At 39.4% G+C, this 16059-nt stretch carries 15 protein-coding genes and 2 tRNA genes; 8 read left to right on the top strand and 9 right to left on the bottom strand.

Going from position 1 to position 16059, the window contains the following annotated elements; genetic code table 11:
- Positions 1-31 precede the first annotated feature (31 nt).
- Positions 32-742, top strand: a complete 711-nt coding sequence (locus BVC88_RS06690; RefSeq protein ID WP_075349918.1) for a glycosyltransferase family protein — start codon at positions 32-34, stop codon at positions 740-742.
- Between the two features lie 166 nt (positions 743-908).
- Here BVC88_RS06690 and BVC88_RS06685 read toward each other — a convergent pair whose 3' ends face one another.
- Both BVC88_RS06685 and BVC88_RS06680 read right to left on the bottom strand, forming a co-directional pair.
- Entirely contained in the window at positions 909-1745 is an 837-nt protein-coding gene (locus BVC88_RS06685; RefSeq protein ID WP_075349855.1) for an FkbM family methyltransferase, read from the bottom strand.
- Between the two features lie 153 nt (positions 1746-1898).
- On the bottom strand, positions 1899-2666 hold the full coding sequence (locus tag BVC88_RS06680; protein ID WP_075349854.1) for a glycosyltransferase family 2 protein: 768 nt from the start codon (positions 2664-2666) through the stop codon (positions 1899-1901).
- Positions 2667-2979: 313 nt separating this feature from the next.
- Here BVC88_RS06680 and BVC88_RS06675 point away from each other — a divergent pair, with 313 nt between their 5' ends.
- Both BVC88_RS06675 and amaB read left to right on the top strand, forming a co-directional pair.
- Positions 2980-4005, top strand: a complete 1026-nt coding sequence (locus tag BVC88_RS06675; protein WP_083639027.1) for a DUF4421 domain-containing protein — start codon at positions 2980-2982, stop codon at positions 4003-4005.
- A 64-nt stretch (positions 4006-4069) separates the two neighbouring features.
- Complete coding sequence (amaB, locus tag BVC88_RS06670; protein WP_075349853.1) at positions 4070-5614, top strand: L-piperidine-6-carboxylate dehydrogenase; 1545 nt, start codon at positions 4070-4072, stop codon at positions 5612-5614.
- Positions 5615-5691: 77 nt separating this feature from the next.
- Here amaB and BVC88_RS06665 read toward each other — a convergent pair whose 3' ends face one another.
- The 5 genes from BVC88_RS06665 to BVC88_RS06645 form a co-directional block, all read right to left on the bottom strand.
- On the bottom strand, positions 5692-6156 hold the full coding sequence (locus BVC88_RS06665) for a hypothetical protein (RefSeq protein ID WP_139316533.1): 465 nt from the start codon (positions 6154-6156) through the stop codon (positions 5692-5694).
- 232 nt (positions 6157-6388) lie between these two features.
- Positions 6389-6643: a GIY-YIG nuclease family protein gene (locus tag BVC88_RS06660; RefSeq protein WP_075349851.1), complete on the bottom strand. Its 255-nt coding sequence runs from the start codon at positions 6641-6643 to the stop codon at positions 6389-6391.
- A gap of 40 nt (positions 6644-6683) precedes the next feature.
- A tRNA-Val gene (locus tag BVC88_RS06655) sits at positions 6684-6758 on the bottom strand.
- Between the two features lie 41 nt (positions 6759-6799).
- A tRNA-Val gene (locus BVC88_RS06650) sits at positions 6800-6874 on the bottom strand.
- A gap of 151 nt (positions 6875-7025) precedes the next feature.
- A complete protein-coding gene (locus BVC88_RS06645; protein ID WP_075349850.1) occupies positions 7026-8852 on the bottom strand; it encodes a TonB-dependent receptor plug domain-containing protein in 1827 nt (608 codons plus the stop codon).
- 156 nt (positions 8853-9008) lie between these two features.
- On the opposite strand from BVC88_RS06645, the gene BVC88_RS06640 reads away from it, so the two are divergent.
- Positions 9009-10967: a M1 family metallopeptidase gene (locus BVC88_RS06640; RefSeq protein WP_075349849.1), complete on the top strand. Its 1959-nt coding sequence runs from the start codon at positions 9009-9011 to the stop codon at positions 10965-10967.
- 73 nt (positions 10968-11040) lie between these two features.
- Here BVC88_RS06640 and BVC88_RS06635 read toward each other — a convergent pair whose 3' ends face one another.
- Complete coding sequence (locus BVC88_RS06635; RefSeq protein ID WP_075349848.1) at positions 11041-11472, bottom strand: VOC family protein; 432 nt, start codon at positions 11470-11472, stop codon at positions 11041-11043.
- A 121-nt stretch (positions 11473-11593) separates the two neighbouring features.
- The gene (locus tag BVC88_RS06630; RefSeq protein WP_075349916.1) at positions 11594-13246 is read right to left on the bottom strand and encodes a S41 family peptidase; all 1653 of its coding nucleotides are present in this window, start codon (positions 13244-13246) and stop codon (positions 11594-11596) included.
- 168 nt (positions 13247-13414) lie between these two features.
- Between BVC88_RS06630 and BVC88_RS06625 the strand changes: the two genes are divergently transcribed.
- From BVC88_RS06625 to BVC88_RS06610, 4 genes are read left to right on the top strand one after another with little or no spacing between them, the layout of a single operon-like run.
- A complete protein-coding gene (locus BVC88_RS06625) occupies positions 13415-14173 on the top strand; it encodes a hemerythrin domain-containing protein (protein WP_075349847.1) in 759 nt (252 codons plus the stop codon).
- Positions 14173-14586: a Holliday junction resolvase RuvX gene (ruvX, locus tag BVC88_RS06620; RefSeq protein ID WP_075349846.1), complete on the top strand. Its 414-nt coding sequence runs from the start codon at positions 14173-14175 to the stop codon at positions 14584-14586. Before BVC88_RS06625 ends, ruvX begins: the two co-directional genes overlap by 1 nt.
- The gene (def, locus tag BVC88_RS06615) at positions 14583-15137 is read left to right on the top strand and encodes a peptide deformylase (RefSeq protein WP_075349845.1); all 555 of its coding nucleotides are present in this window, start codon (positions 14583-14585) and stop codon (positions 15135-15137) included. Before ruvX ends, def begins: the two co-directional genes overlap by 4 nt.
- Positions 15134-15934 (top strand): amidohydrolase, encoded by an 801-nt coding sequence (locus BVC88_RS06610; RefSeq protein ID WP_075349844.1) that lies wholly within the window; start codon positions 15134-15136, stop codon positions 15932-15934. Before def ends, BVC88_RS06610 begins: the two co-directional genes overlap by 4 nt.
- The last annotated feature ends 125 nt before the right edge of the window (positions 15935-16059 follow it).

The raw sequence follows: 16059 nt of genomic DNA, 5'->3' as shown, positions 1-16059 counted from the left end.
GGAAAGCCCTATTTTTGAGAAAAATATTCCTATGGCCGAAGTACTTGTAATAACTCCAGTAAAAAATTCGATAGAAACCACACTGGATACAGCTCGGGCGATCGCAGTATCTCCAGTTTCACATCGCCATATTATTTTTAATGATTTCAGTACAGAAGAAACAAAAATCCAACTTGAGGCGAATAAAGATGAAATAGGATATGAGTTGATTCATTTGGAAGATTTGACGAATACTCCTTCTCCCAATTATAAATTGGTATTGCAGACTGCGCAAAAATTAGCTTTGGAATCCGGAGTTCCACTTTTAGTCATTGAATCTGATGTGGTAGTCAAGCCTGAGACTCTTTCAGAATTGCTGAGTTTTTGTAAGAAAAATAGCAAAACTGGCTTAGTGGGATCAGTCACAGTGGATGAAGTGGGGATTGTAAACTTTCCCTATTTGAAATTCAAAGGAGTGAAAGATTCGGTGGTGAAAACAAATCGCAGCCTAAGTTTTTGCTGTACATTATTCTCCGTAGAGTTTTTGAAGAAATTTGATTTCAAAGAACTTGATGAAGCAAAAGATTGGTACGATACTTTTATTTCAAAAAAAGCAATTGAATTAGGCTTCGAAAACTTTGTTTTGATGAATTCCCCCGTTTGGCATAGGCCTCATGCAAGTCGGCCGTGGAAGCAATTGAAATATTCTAATCCTCTGAAGTATTACTTTTTGAAATTTTGGAAAGGCTTAGATAAGATTTGATCTAAAAATTAGACTTTATTTATATCCGCTTTTATACAAAAAATAGATTAACTCTTCGGAAAACTAGGCTAAGATCAGATTATGGTTGCATCTGTCACCCGACATGGGACAACCGTCTAGTAAAACAAAGAAAATAATGCTACTGGCATCATTTCGGATAATAATATTAGATTTTATTCTCTTTGAAAAACTCACTAAACTGTCCAGTTGGATTTTTTAAAGCCAGCGTATCTCTTCCAAATTTTGCAAGGGAGTAATTATTTCCTTTTAAAAAGTCATAACAAGATTTTAAATCTGCAGAGTTTAAATTCTCATTCTCAAAAATAATGGCTTGTGGGTTTGTTTTTTCAATGTCAAAGATCCGGATTACTTCCAAATCATATCCCTCTGCATCAATTTGAAGTAGGTCTATTTTGGAGATATTGTATTTCTTGATCAATGTCTCAGGAGAAATCACTTCGACATCTTCATAAGAAATTTGCTCTTCAGGAGAATCGGGAATTGCAATGCCAAGTTTTTGACAATTTTTTTCAACCACACCATTTTTAAAAGCCAATTGGATTTTATCCAAAGAAAAAGATGCCAGGCCAGTAGCCCATCTCATATCGCAAAACCCGATTTTATAGAGTTTTTGGGACCCATCTTCATTTCCTATAGCTGCACAAATCGGGTGTATTCCTTTGTTTTTATGATAAATCTTTGAAAGCTCATTTTTAAAAACATCAGGTTGTGGCTCTAGAAGTACGCCTTTCCAGCCATCTCTTTTGATGAATTTGTGAATGGGGTCATTAGTAATGCCATCATTTGCGCCGATTTGAATGACAAAAAAATCTCCAGCTTTTGAAATAGAATATTGAGAGATAAAATCGGCCAGACTTCCTTTTTTTGGAGTGTAAAGATTTTTATAATAAAATTGAAAAAGCGGACTATCTGACGCACTTAAATTAAAGCGAAACTCCTTCCAAAACGATTTAAAGGTAGATTTTAAGGAGCGGCTTGACATTTTTTAATTTGGTTATGTGCTTCGTACTAAAAAGAGGAAAGAAACAATCATTTCACGCAAAAATAACTATTTATTCAAATTTTGACCTTTCCATTTTTTTGCAAAAAATCAATTTTAAAGTAGTCACTAAATCTTATTAGGATAATTAGGGTGCTAAAGTTTTCCAAAAAGTTTTAAAAGTGAATTGTAGGGTTTGGACCAGGTTCGTTGAAATCTTAAAGGTCCATTTAATTCTCGCTCGAAGAAATCCTGATGTTTAGAATTCAAATAGGCTATTCTAGCTTTTTTTTTCTCATTTGTGCCTGTTTTCTTTCTTTTACTGGAAGCAGTTAGCCTATAGAAAAAGCCAACAAATGGAAGTTGAATTACTTCACCACCGTTTTTCAGCATTTTAATCCAAAACTCCCAATCTTCACGGCCGTAGTGCATATCCTCGGAAAAGCCCCCACAATCCTCCCAATCTGACTTCCTGAATAGAGCAGACACAAAAATCATATTGTCTCTTGCCAATAGATTCCGGCTAAATGGTTTAAGATTCCAAGGCTTTTCCTTCTTCTCATTGAATTTTACAGCCTTGCAATAAACCACTTTTACCTCAGGCGAATTAGTAAGAACCTTTGCCGCTTCCTTAAGATAATTGTCTGAAATCAAGTCATCACCATCTAGACATAAGATAAAAATCCCCTTTGCATCTTTTATTCCGTGATTGCGGGCCACGGCCACACCCTGATTCTGTTGATTAAGAACTTTAATCTCTTGGTGCTGATTTGCCAATTGCTCTGCCAACTCCTTACTTCCATCCGTTGACCCATCATTTACAATGATGATTTCTATTGGTCTATAAGTCGATTTCAATGCGGATATAACTGTTTCCTCAAGGTATTTTTCTTGATTATAACAGGGGATAATAATGGATATCATTAAGCTGGACTTTTCAGAAATAGGTTCTGGATGAATTATTCAAATATTCTAAAAATAGGATTCTCAGCAATCGTATTGTTCTTTTTTTCAAAAAAAAACAGCTAAACCATTTGTAATGATTGAGATAAGTCCTAAATTAATTCCGGTGATTAAACAACTTTTATAGCATACTATGTTTTTTGATAGTTAATATTAAATCATTTTTCGAACTCTAACTGTTTTAAAAAAAATCCGGATCAAGGTCCGGATTTTTTTTTGTTGCCTAATATTCTCAAATTTTCATCCAACTTGAATAAACATTATAACCCTGTGGATGACCAATCGTAAAATCCTGCTTCTTTTTATTTTTCTGATATCTTTTATTGGTGCTCAAGGACAAACTTCAAAGCCAACTTTTGATACGGCCTATGTCGAATCACATCCTGAACAAATAAACTTAAGGCTCTACCTATCTAGAAAATTTACCAATTTTGTTTTGAGGGTTCCGGATGAGAATCATAAATATGTGTATCAACCCAATTCAGGTTTGAACCTTGGAGTTGGTATTACCCATCAAAGGTTCACTTTGAACCTTGCTGTGCCTGTGGGGTTTTTAAATCCCAATCGATACGAGGACTGGCCTAGATTTTTGGATCTTCAATCACATGTTTATCCAAGAAGGATGATAATTGATTTCTTCGGACAGTTTTACCGTGGTTACTCAATTCGGAATAATTTTCTAAAAAATTCAACAGAAAATTATTTAAGAGAGGATATGAGGTTGAATTCGGTTGGGGTAAATTTCCATTATATGTTTCGAGGGGAGCGGATCTCATTAGCAGCAGCATTTAATCAGTCTGCAGTACAAAAGAAACCGGCCTTTTCACCATTTCTTGGTTTTGAAGTTTATGGAGGTTCAATGAAAGGTGATTCTTTATTACTTCCCTCGACTGAAAACCTCGATATTTTGAACTTTAATCGATCAAATTATTTTCAATTTGGTCCAAATGCCGGTGCTGCTGCTACTTTGGTTTTTGGAAAAGGGTTTTATGTGACCGCTCTTGGGTCGGTTAATTTAAGCGTTGGTTTTGCTGAATGGGAAAATCGAATCGAATATCGAAAATGGGGTTCTGTACCAACTTATTATGCCAGGGTATTTTTAGGATATAATGATCAAAAATTTTCCATCAACGCAAATGCTGTTTATAAAAATCTAAACCTCATCAAAGTAGAGTCTTTTGATCAGGCCGTAAATACGGGCAACATTCGCTTTAATATTATCTATAAGTTAGGTGCAGGCCCTAGATTTGAAAAAAGCTTTCGCAAAATCAATCCGATGCGACTTTTAAAAAAGGATTAGAGTTTTGGTAAAGTCCTTTGCCTGTAATTTTTTAGCTTTGGGGTAAGAAAAAAGGAATATTACTATGAAAGATCAATTTGGCATCAAAGAATCACTCAATAATTTGGGCTTGAAAGATGAAAATCCGGGAAGTTCGACAGGACAAAAATGGATAGATTCCAAGACCGAATACTTTGCTTCAATGTCACCAGCCGACGGAGCAGTGATTGGAAAGGTTCAGGTTGCCGATGAAAAAACCTATGAAACGATCATTGCTCAAGCTCAGAAAGCATTTGAAACTTGGCGGAATGTGCCAGCTCCACAACGAGGTGAAATCGTCCGAGAGATCGGAAATGCACTTCGCGAAAAAAAGGCTGACCTAGGTAAATTGGTTTCCTATGAAATGGGGAAATCTTACCAGGAAGGTTTGGGAGAGGTTCAGGAAATGATTGATATCTGTGATTTTGCCGTGGGGCTTTCTAGACAACTATACGGACTAACGATGCATTCAGAGCGTCCAGGACATCGGATGTATGAGCAGTGGCATCCACTTGGTATCGTTGGGATCATTTCAGCCTTCAACTTCCCAGTTGCCGTTTGGTCTTGGAATGCAGCTTTGGCTTGGGTCTGTGGCGATGTCTGCGTTTGGAAGCCGTCTGAGAAAGCGCCTCTTTCGGGTGTGGCCTGTCAATTGATTGCGGCTGAAGTTTTTGCGAAGCATAATATGCCCGAAGGGATTTCTTGCTTGATTAATGGAGATTATAAAGTAGGGGAGTTGCTTTCGCATGACAAGCGAGTGCCTTTGGTTTCCGCGACTGGTTCTACCCGTATGGGGAAGTTGGTAGGTAAGGCAGTTGGAGAAAGACTGGGTAGATCATTGTTGGAATTAGGCGGTAATAATGCAATAATCATCACCGAAAATGCGGATATGGAAATTGCAATCAGAGGATCACTTTTTGGAGCTGTGGGTACTGCTGGACAGCGATGTACAAGTACACGAAGGCTGATCATCCATTCTTCTATATACGAAACTGTGAAAACAAGATTAGCGGCAGCCTATTCTAAATTGGTTATCGGAAATCCGCTTGATGAAAAGAATCATGTGGGTCCCGTCATAGATCAAGCTGCTGTTGATATGTATCTAGCAGCGATAGAAAAAGCGAAAGCAGAGGGAGCAAAAGCCGTGGTAGATGGCGGAGTATTGACTGGTGAAGGCTATGAATCTGGCTGCTACGTAAAGCCTGCAATCTTCGAAGCGGAAAATCACTATGAAATAGTACAGCATGAAACCTTTGCTCCAATATTATATTTAATTAAATATGATACGATAGCTGAGGCAATTGAGCTTCAAAACGGAGTTCCACAGGGACTTTCTTCTGCGATTATGACTTTGAAAATGCGAGAGGCTGAGGCTTTCCTTGCGGTTTCAGGATCGGATTGTGGGATCGCCAATGTAAATATTGGGACTTCAGGAGCTGAGATAGGCGGTGCATTTGGCGGTGAAAAAGAAACTGGTGGAGGAAGAGAGTCCGGCTCAGATGCTTGGAAAGCTTACATGAGACGCCAAACGAATACCATTAATTATTCGACTGCATTGCCATTGGCACAAGGGATTAAGTTTGATATTTAAGTCGAAGAGGATTTGTAAAAAATTAAGGCCAAAGATTCAGATTCTTTGGCCTTAATTTTTTAAAGCAGCTCATATTTTTAATATGACTCAACTTTTTTATAAGTACTCTTTAATGTCGGGATATTTTGCTTTTGACTGATATAGACTAGGATTAGTTCATTCTCATTGATCTTTAGAACTTTTGATTGTTGGGTATAAGGCGGAAATCGAATTTGGTAAGTGATGACTGAATCAGCTTTTCCGATATTCCAAACCGATTTATCCTGAATGATGTCTTTCCGATCGATTACGGTTGAGGTCATCGAGTCCAAACTGTAAAAATCCATGTAGGAGTTTTCCAATACCCTATTTGTAACGGCTACAATCTTATTGTACTCCTCTCTGGGCTGCTGTAGAATAAATAGTGAATTAAGAAAGGCTTCCATTCCCTCATCATGAACAAGTTTCCATTTTCCTAAGAGCTGTTCTTCTAGAGATTGTCCAAGACTAGTTGCTGCTGTAGCAAAGTAAAAAAGTGTAAAGTATAAAAGGATGGTTTTCATAAAGCTAGAGATTGGAATAATAGACATATTACCCAATAACAGGTCTGTAAAACTATGCTCTAAGTTAAAAGTTGTTAAATAGAAGAAGATGGGTAAAATCAGGCAAAAAAAAATCCCGAGAATTTCGGGATTGAATGTGGGAGTTGGGTCCCGAAAGCTTTCGGGAGAACTCCCGACCCTTCCGATTGCATCGGAATGCTAAGAATCATCTGATTCAAACTTCATATAAATGTTATTTCGAACTGTTGACTAGTTCGGTGATCATTTTTTTACTTTTCCATGCTTTGACAGATCTTTCTCTAGCATATGCAGAAGTTTTGTCTGGATAATCTTCATGATATACCACTGCCCAATCTTTGGTTTTTGCAGTGAAGCCTGAGTGATCAGAAAGATGTTTTCTTAATCTCTCTGCTAATGTTTCGCAGGTGTGTCCTACATAGAACTTGTCTAATAGGATGGAGTGCAATATGTAAAAGTGACAAGCCATTTGACATAAAAAAAGCCTTAGAATAATTTCTAAGGCTATGTGGGAGTTGAGGGATTCGAACCCCCGACCCTCTGCTTGTAAGGCAGATGCTCTGAACCAGCTGAGCTAAACTCCCGAGAAAATTGGTAATTAAAATTTAATTTAACGAGTAAGATGTGGGAGTTGAGGGATTCGAACCCCCGACCCTCTGCTTGTAAGGCAGATGCTCTGAACCAGCTGAGCTAAACTCCCATCTTAATTTCCTTTTCCTTTCGAAACGGAATGCAAAGGTAATTTGAAATTCAAAGCAGGCAAATTTTGGCTCTCTTTTTTTTAGAGCTTTTAAACAATCCCTTGATAATGAGGAGTTAATTTTAATGTGTACTTCCTCGCTTCCGTTAGCTTATTCCAAATTCAACATAAATCCCGCTCTAAACCACCTTCCAGGCATTTGGACAGTTCCAGCTTCGATGTAATCTGTATTGGTGATGTTCGATGCTTCCGCAAAGAATCCTATTTTGCCAGTTCGGTTATAATCCACCCGCATGTCCAAAAGGAAATATGGATCCTGACTCATTCGCTCTACATTTCTGACTTTCGTATTCCATTCTGCCTTTGACCCGATTCCAATCAGAATTCCTCCAATAAGTTGATTTTTCAAAGCAGTTAAGGCATAGCGAGTTTCTATTCCAGGCTGCTCATTAAGAGAGGCGTCGATATAGTTGTAGGAAAGGTTTAGCTCTTTGATTTGAATAGGTTTCCCAGTTGGGTTTACACGATAGTTCAGGGAAATCTCTAAACCTTTAAAATCGACCTTATTGAAATTTTGGGGCTGCCAAGGCGTAGCTTCATTAGGTCTAGTCCATTCGATCAGATTGTCTGTGGATCGGATGAAATAAGCTGCCTCAGCGCTCAGGTTTCCTTTGGAATATTTCGCTCCGAATTCCACATTCTGAGCCTCCTCTGGCACCAGTTGGTCATTTCCAATATTCGTAGGTCCAACGTAATACAAATCTGTGTAGGTTGGGATTCGAAAGCTTGCTCCATAACCTGAATAGAATCGAAGGTTTTGATTTGCTCGAAAACCTATTTCCGCTCCCGGGAAATGCTTCCAGCCATATTCTGAATAGTAGTTGGAATAGATTCCGCCTCGCAGATCTACTTTGGATCCTAGATTTACAAGTTGCTCTAGGAAAATTCCCATTAGATTCCGTTCTCTGTTTCCAAGATTGTTGCTTTCAATGGATTCTTTCCTAGTTTCCAATCCAAAACCGGTAGTACCTAGTTTGCTTTCAAAGCTCCCGTTTGCCTCCAAAGCAAACACGTCTGTGGTATGGTTATTCTGGAAAAAGGCAGGTTCGTTTCTGCGAAGTCTGAATTCATCGACATTCCTTCTCCAATAGCCTCTGGTATTAAGTCTAAATTTTTCCAAGGAAATGGTATGACTTAATGAAGCTAAAGTAGTCTGAATACTTTCCCATTGATCCGGAAAAGTCGAGGTGTAAAATCCATTCGCACCAAAAGTCCTGTCGGTGTAAGCGATCATGCCTCGGAGGGAGTTTTGTTTATTTAGATCTATTCCCCCTTCATAGAAAAAGTTACTGGCTTTGTAATCAGAGTTATATTGGTGTCCATTGGAATCATCATAAGATACCGCTAGATTTTGCTTGTAGTTCCCCACTGGAAGCGAACCTGCAAAATTGATTCCTGTCATCCCAAAATCGCCTGCATAGCCTTGAATCCGGACAAATCGCTCATCAGAAAGTTGAGTAATAACGTTGATTGCTCCTGCATAGGCATTCTGTCCAAAGATCCGTGAAGCTGGTCCTTTCAAGACTTCCACCCGATCGATATTCACCATGGGTACCGGAATGTTCATCATATGATGCCCCGTCTGTGGGTCAGAGAGTTTGATTCCATTGAGTAGCATCAAAGTCTGCTCAAATGAACCCCCACGGATCCCAATATCTGCCTGTACTCCTGTGACTCCTCTTTGCCTCACATCCACTCCAGGGACAAAAGCCAATACTTCCTGAAGACTCCTGGCAGGCGATGTCTCCAACTGGAATTTGTCTATGACAGTAATATTTCGACTCTGCTTTGAAAAAGGGATCTGAATACGATTTTCTTGAATTATAATTTCGTCTAGTTTGGTAGCAGTTGTGTCAGTTTGGGCGATTGCCAGGTGGGGTAGAATTAAGCCAATTACTAAACCTGTGAAGATTTTCATTATCTCTTGTTGTTTCGAGGTCCGAAATTGGCAGGAAATATTCCCTAATCCAAGATTGTCTTTTTTCTAAAAATTAGTTAAAGGACTTTCCGTTGATAGAAAAAAACAGTGCGTGTACCTCATGATTACGTATTTTTGAGACTGAAATAAATTGATATGAGAAAAAATATAATGTTGTGCTTAATCCTTGCGGGGTTAAGTTTTTCAGGAATTAACAAAGTCATAGCCCAAGAGGCGAGAGAAAACAATCAGAAAGACTTCGGAGAATTTATGGATCGTAAAGGGTCCTATTTTAGAGCTGCATCTGGAAAGCCCGGAGTGGGCTATTGGCAAAATGCTGCAGACTATCAGCTTGAAGTGAGTTTGGATGATGTGAATCATGTGTTAACTGGAAAAGTTACTATCTCCTATACTAACAATAGTCCCGAAGCTTTGGACTTTGTTTGGTTGCAAATGGAGCAAAACAGATTCACGGCAGATTCAAGAGGTACATTGACCACGCCTATTCAGGGCAACCGCTACAATGGTGACACAGATGGGGGTTATGAAGTGACTAACCTCATAGCCAAGGTCGGCTCGAAGGGTGCAAACTCATCTAAGTATCTTGTAAACGATACTCGGATGCAGGTTTGGTTTGCTGAGCCAATCCCTGCCAAAGGTGGTAAGGCAACCATTTCGATGAATTTTTCTTTTAAAGTTCCTCAAGAGGGAATGGATCGAATGGGAAGACTTAAAGTCGAAGACGGTTGGATCTATGCCTTTGCCCAGTGGTATCCTAAAGTAGCTGTTTTCGATGATGTGGAGGGATGGAATGTAGAACCCTACCTTGGAGCAGGTGAGTTTTATTTGGAGTATGGTAACTTCGATTACAAGGTAACTGTGCCCTACGATCATATTGTAGTTGGCTCTGGAAAACTCATGAATCCAAAAGAAGTTCTTTCCAAGGAACTTCAAAATCGCTATGAAAAAGCGCAGGCAAGTGATGAGACAGTGTATTTGATTACTCCAGAGGAAATCAAAAACACGGAACTGACCAGACCAAAACAGGATGGGACGGTTACCTGGCATTTTCAAATTGAAAACTCCAGAGATGTAGCATTTGCTACGTCCAGAGCATTCATCTGGGATGCAGCCAAAATCAATCTTCCTAGTGGCAAAACCATTCTGGCACAATCCGTCTATCCAAAAGAATCTGATGGCGTAGGGGCATGGACCAGATCTACAGAATACAGCAAAGCTTCGATTGAGCATTATTCCGAAATGTGGTATGAATTCCCTTATGCTTCAGCTACGAATGTAGCGGCAGATATCGGGGGTATGGAATATCCAGGCTTGAATTTCTGCTCTTACAACTCTAAAGGAGCTGGACTATGGGGAGTAACCGATCATGAGTTTGGCCACAACTGGTTTCCGATGATCGTTGGTTCCAATGAAAGAAGATACGCCTGGATGGATGAAGGTTTTAACACTTTTATTAACCATTACAGCTCGAATGCTTTCAATAATGGGGAGTTTCCTTCCAACTTGAATGAGACCCGTCGCTATTTGAATTACTTCACAAATGAAGCTCGGGAAGGGATAGATACTTATCCTGACGTCTCAAATGTCGGTAATTTGGGGATGATCGCATACAATAAACCTGCAATGGGATTGCTAATGCTTCGCGAATACATTCTAGGTCCGGAGCGATTTGACAACGCATTCAAATCCTACATTAACGCTTGGGCCTATAAGCATCCACTCCCTCAAGACTTCTTCAATCACATCGAAAATGTTGCTGGAGAAAATCTAAGCTGGTTTTGGCAGGGATGGTTTTATGGTAATGGGAATATTGATTTGGGAATCAATGGAGTAATTCCTTATGCTGGAAACTACGTGGCGGTTCTTTCAAATAAAGGTGAAATTCCAATGCCTGTATTGATTGAAATCACTTACGAAGACGGTTCCTCAGAGCGACAAATGCTCCCTGTAGAAATCTGGCAAAGAGGAGATACTTGGAATCACCTCATCAAAACGACTAAAACGATTAAAGGAGTTACCATTGATCCTGATAAAATTCTTCCGGATATTAATCTTGGAAACGATCATTGGCCACAGGCTTTATATCAAAAGTAAATAAAAAGCAAAAGCCCGAAGATCCACCTTCGGGCTTTTGCTTTTATAAAAACATTATTCTAGTAGCTCAATTTCAAAAATCATCGTTAATTTCCAGCCACATGCCATCAGGATCTTGAATGTAAATCTGACGAATACCATCAACTCGAATGGTCACTTTGCTTTTTTCACCTTGCCAGCTTTCAAAAGGATAATTGGTGTCTTTTAAGGTTTGAATGAAAGCATCCATGTCCTTCATGCTAAAGCAAAGGTGATTCACTTTAGATATTTCAGTAGGGACATTTGGTGCCTCGATTAGATGTAGTGCAGCTCCACCCCCTATATCATACCAAGCGTGAAGCCCATCTTTAAATGGTTCTTCAATGGCTTTTAGACCTACGATATTTTCATAAAATTCCATGCTGGGTTTTAGCTTACTTACATGGACTGCGATGTGGTTGACTTTTATTTGAGCAAAAGTTGTCATGGTTATTCCAATAAAAAGAAGAGTGAATAGCGCTTTCATAGATTTTCTTTGGGTTTAAATGATTTCTAAGGTTAGGATTTTTGAGGAGGATTGAAACATTTTTAATAAAAAAAGAGCAGGACTTTCGTGCTGCTCTTTAAATCCAGGGATTTAGATTTCTTTATTCCTCATTCGATGGGGTCAAGTCAGTTGCCAATGCAATTCGCTCTGCCTCCCCAAATAACTTTAAAGCTTGTATATAAACTTCATTGATGTCGTTGACTACTTTGTAGAAAGCATTATCGTCATAAAGCTGTCTTCCAAGGTGTGCTTTCATTAGAATTCTTAGGTATTCTTTCGACTTACCAAAATCCTTTGCGTCAAACTCGACCTTATTTTTTGTACCATACTCAGTGACCTTTTTTAACATTTGATCTGTCACAGTATAAGAGGTGTAATATTCTTCCAAATCCATGTTTGCAAACTTGGATTTATTCTCATTTACATAGTCCAAGATGAATTCTCTAGTAGCATCTGAGTTAAAGAGTCTGCTTACATAAGCACTGTTCATTGTTGTGTCCAGTCCCACAAAGTAATCTGGCATGATGCCACCTCCGCCATAGACTGTACGGCCTTTTTTAGTTTCGTACTTCAAGCTGTCATTGAATTTGATACTATCTGCAGAAAAGAATTCTCCATGCTCATATCTTTCAATCCAGTCTCTTTCATATGCCTCATAGTTTTCGCCGTAAGGTTTCTGGATGGATCTTCCTGAAGGTGTATAATATCTTGCAATAGTCAATCTTAATTCAGCACCGTCTGACAAATCAATTGGCATTTGTACTAGACCTTTACCAAATGACCTTCTTCCTACAATTAGGCCTCGATCATTGTCCTGAATAGCGCCTGCCAAAATCTCGGAGGCAGAAGCGGATCCTTCGTTCATCAATACGATGACCGGCCCACTTTCAAACATTCCAGGCTTGAATGCGACCGCTTTTTGATTAAACTCTTTCACTTTACCTTCCTGAGATACAATGACAGATCGATCAGACAATAATTCATCAGCCATGTTGATCGCTGCTCCCATATATCCGCCAGGGTTGGACTGCAAATCAATGATTAATTTCTTCATTCCAAGCGCTTTTAGCTGATTCAAGGATTGCTGAAATTCCTCATAAGTGGTGGCTGCAAATCGAGTGACTTTGATATAGCCTACCTCATCATTGACCATGTATGAAGCATTGATACTGTATTGTGGTATTTTATCTCGGGTGATTTCATAGCGGATCAAATCCTTCTGATTTTTTCGCTTGATATCTACATTTACCTTAGACCCTTTGGGGCCTCGAAGATATTCAAACACGTCACGGTTGGTGATTCCGATTCCTGCCACAGTCTTATCATCCACAGCGATGATCTGATCACCTGATTGAATCCCTAAGGCCTCTGAAGGACCTCCTGTCAAAGGTGCCACCACATAGATAGTGTCTCGAATAATTCCGAATTCTACTCCAATCCCGTCAAACTCACCATCGAGTTGGGATTGAGCCAAGGAAGCATCTCGGGCAGGAATATAGCTGGAGTGCGGGTCCAGGTTTTCGAGCATTTTGGTAATGCCGTATTCAACAAGTTCATTGGTATCCACACTATCAACATAGTCACGATTGATATAGGTCATGATCTCCTGGAGCTTGTACATGGCAGCTCTAAGATCATTTTGATTTCCTTTTGGCTCAGCAAAAGTCGCCCCGATCCAAATACCTGCTGATATGGCCAAAGCTAAAATTATTGGAAGTCGGATCTGGGATTTAGTGTTTTTCTTCTCGCTCACGATTTTTCTTTTTCTGTTGAAATTCAACTTATAATAGATACTAAACTAGACTAAAAGAGTTTCTGTTAAAAAAGTCTTTTGATAAAGCTAGCAAATCTTTGTACGGGGGGAACAGATATTGGACCAAATTAATCCCCTTTTTTATGTTAAAAAAAATTATTTTTGTCCATGCGTTCTCCAAATGATTTCGAAAAAGCCCTTGTGGGAGATTTAGTTTCTGAAAACTATGTCTTTGCTGCTGTGCTCCATTATTTTGGGATTAGCTTTTACCAATATCCTACTCAGTCGCTGGAGGAAGTCTGTAAAAAACACCGTGTCCATGCCAGTCAATTGATAGCAGAATTAGAAGCTTGGGCGCTTCAGCGAGAGCCCTCCAACGAGGATTTATTTTTAAACCCAATCGAGGTTTTAGTCGCTTATCTGAAGAAGAAGCACTATTATTTTGTACGACAGGAATTGCCATTTCTTTCAAATCTGATTTCTGGAATTAGCGGAGAGCCTGGTTTTGGCCCATTAATCGCAGATTTGAGAATTATGTTCCCTCTATTCGTGGAGGATTTTATTCACCATATTCATGAGGAAGAAAGTAGGCTTTTTAAGCGAATCGAAATGCTTCAGGATATTGAGATGGATCTTTTTTCCATTCACGATGCCCTTATTATTTTAGAGCAGGAGCCGATCAGCAATTTGGCTGATCAACACGAAGTCCATGACGATGAAATGGAAGGAATCCGAAAGCTTACGGCTGACTATTTTCTAAAAGAAGATGCACCACTTCCGATGAAGGTTCTCTATCACGAGCTTCAAAATTTCGAACGGGAGCTTCATATCCATGCTAAAATTGAAGACGAATTACTCTTTCCCAAAGCAGTAGAACTGGAGCGGGAAGTTCTTCGTCAAATCCGTAAAAAAATCAAAACCAACTAATGCCCAGAATACTTGCGATAGATCTGGGAACCAAAAGAACGGGGCTAGCTGTTACCGATTCGTTGAAAATGCTGGCGAATCCACTGGAAACTATTCCTACGGCAACTTTGATTTCTTATCTCAAAAGCTATTGCATCAAAGAAGATGTCGATACGCTGGTATTGGGGTATCCTATTCGGCTTAATGGGGCTGATAATGAAATGACTCCAAAAGTCATGGCGATGAAAGGTCAATTGGAGAAGCTGTTTCCAGATAAAAAAATTGAACTCATTGATGAGCGGTTCACCTCCAAAATGGCCATGCAAAGCATGATTGCTATGGGGAGTAAAAAGAAAGACAGAAAAGAAAAAGCAGGAAACCTTGATAAAGTTAGCGCTGCGATCATCCTACAATCCTATTTAGAAAGACAATGATTTATCCTATAGTGGCTTTTGGCAATCCAATATTGAAAAAGGAAGCCGAAGAAATTGAAGAAGGAAAAAATATAGATGCACTGATCAAAGACATGTATGCCACCATGGACCATGCAAGTGGAGTTGGCTTGGCCGCTCCTCAGATCAATCAAGGAATTCGACTTTTTGTCATCGATAGCAGTCTGATGCTTGACGAGGAGGATACTGAAAAAGGAATCCGAAGAGCCTTTATTAATCCGATTATCTTGGATGAATACGGTGATGCTTACAGCTTTGAAGAGGGTTGTTTAAGTATTCCTGAGGTACGCGCTGAGATTATCCGCCCCGAAAAACTCACCATTGAATATTACGATGAAAATTGGAACTTGAAGGAGGAAGAGTTTACAGGAATGACCGCTCGTGTGATTCAACATGAATACGACCATTTGGAAGGGATTCTTTTTGTAGATTACCTAAAAGGATTAAAAAAGCGCTTGGTCCAGTCCAAGTTGATCGATGTGAGTAAAGGAAAAGTTTCAACTGACTACCGAATGATCTACCCAGTTAAATGAGTAAATCCCCCTTCTTAAACATTGCACTAGTTCAGACTGCTCTTTATTGGAAAGATAAAGTAGCAAACTTGGCGATGCTTGAGGAGAAAATCTGGGAGATAAAAAGTTCTCCTGATCTGATTATTTTACCTGAAATGTTTCCTACAGGATTTAGTATGGATGCCAAGGAATTGGCTGAGCCGATGAATCTTGGAGTGACCAAATGGATGAAACAAATGGCCGCTCAAACGGGGGCAACGCTCACCGGTAGTGTGATCATTCAGGATCAGGGTAAATTTTACAACAGACTTTTATGGGTCAGCCCGGATGGTAAGGTGTCTCATTACGACAAGCGACATTTGTTCCGGATGGCTGGTGAGGATACTATTTTTTCCGCTGGATCTACCACACCTATCTTTGAACTCAAGGGTTGGAAAATCTGTCCTCAAATTTGTTATGACCTTCGATTTCCAGTTTGGTCGAGAAACACGAGCAGCCCCGATGGGCTAGCCTATGATTTAGTTTTTTATGTTGCTTCCTGGCCAGCTGCGAGAGTGGGAGCTTGGGATGCTCTTTTGCCAGCAAGAGCCATTGAAAACCTCTCTTATTCAATAGGAGTCAATCGGATCGAAGAAGATGGGAATAGTATCTCGTATTGTGGGCATTCTGCAGCTTATGACTTTAAAGGAAATCAGTTACTTTTTTTAGGGGAAAATGATTGCATCGAATTTGTGAAATTGGATGCCGAAGATTTAGACTCTTATCGATCAAAGTTTCCTGCTTGGATGGACTCGGACGAATTCAGTATTCAAGACTGACTTTCATCATTTATCCAACTCTTTGTTTTAAACGGGATTTGTCTCCAGTAGAAATTCCTTATTTTAGCCCCGAATTTTCCCGAAGACAATGCGTTTTGCTGAAAGATTTCAGAAAAATCAATTCT

This window comes from Algoriphagus marinus (assembly GCF_001936475.1).
GTDB classification, from domain to species: domain Bacteria; phylum Bacteroidota; class Bacteroidia; order Cytophagales; family Cyclobacteriaceae; genus Algoriphagus; species Algoriphagus marinus.
The sequence above is the reverse complement of the archived record's forward strand: the minus strand, read 5'-3'. Positions and strand labels throughout refer to the sequence as shown.

Excerpts from the sequence above, each read along its gene's own strand:
- amaB (WP_075349853.1), top strand. The coding sequence starts at position 4,070 with ATGAAAGATCAATTTGGCATCAAAGAATCACTCAATAATTTGGGCTTG.
- ruvX (WP_075349846.1), top strand. The coding sequence starts at position 14,173 with ATGCCCAGAATACTTGCGATAGATCTGGGAACCAAAAGAACGGGGCTA.
- def (WP_075349845.1), top strand. The coding sequence starts at position 14,583 with ATGATTTATCCTATAGTGGCTTTTGGCAATCCAATATTGAAAAAGGAA.
- BVC88_RS06685 (WP_075349855.1), bottom strand. The coding sequence starts at position 1,745 with ATGTCAAGCCGCTCCTTAAAATCTACCTTTAAATCGTTTTGGAAGGAG.
- BVC88_RS06675 (WP_083639027.1), top strand. The coding sequence starts at position 2,980 with ATGACCAATCGTAAAATCCTGCTTCTTTTTATTTTTCTGATATCTTTT.
- BVC88_RS06635 (WP_075349848.1), bottom strand. The coding sequence starts at position 11,472 with ATGAAAGCGCTATTCACTCTTCTTTTTATTGGAATAACCATGACAACT.
- BVC88_RS06645 (WP_075349850.1), bottom strand. The coding sequence starts at position 8,852 with ATGAAAATCTTCACAGGTTTAGTAATTGGCTTAATTCTACCCCACCTG.
- BVC88_RS06640 (WP_075349849.1), top strand. The coding sequence starts at position 9,009 with ATGAGAAAAAATATAATGTTGTGCTTAATCCTTGCGGGGTTAAGTTTT.
- BVC88_RS06665 (WP_139316533.1), bottom strand. The coding sequence starts at position 6,156 with ATGAAAACCATCCTTTTATACTTTACACTTTTTTACTTTGCTACAGCA.
- BVC88_RS06680 (WP_075349854.1), bottom strand. The coding sequence starts at position 2,666 with ATGATATCCATTATTATCCCCTGTTATAATCAAGAAAAATACCTTGAG.
- BVC88_RS06690 (WP_075349918.1), top strand. The coding sequence starts at position 32 with ATGGCCGAAGTACTTGTAATAACTCCAGTAAAAAATTCGATAGAAACC.
- BVC88_RS06660 (WP_075349851.1), bottom strand. The coding sequence starts at position 6,643 with ATGGCTTGTCACTTTTACATATTGCACTCCATCCTATTAGACAAGTTC.
- BVC88_RS06610 (WP_075349844.1), top strand. The coding sequence starts at position 15,134 with ATGAGTAAATCCCCCTTCTTAAACATTGCACTAGTTCAGACTGCTCTT.
- BVC88_RS06625 (WP_075349847.1), top strand. The coding sequence starts at position 13,415 with ATGCGTTCTCCAAATGATTTCGAAAAAGCCCTTGTGGGAGATTTAGTT.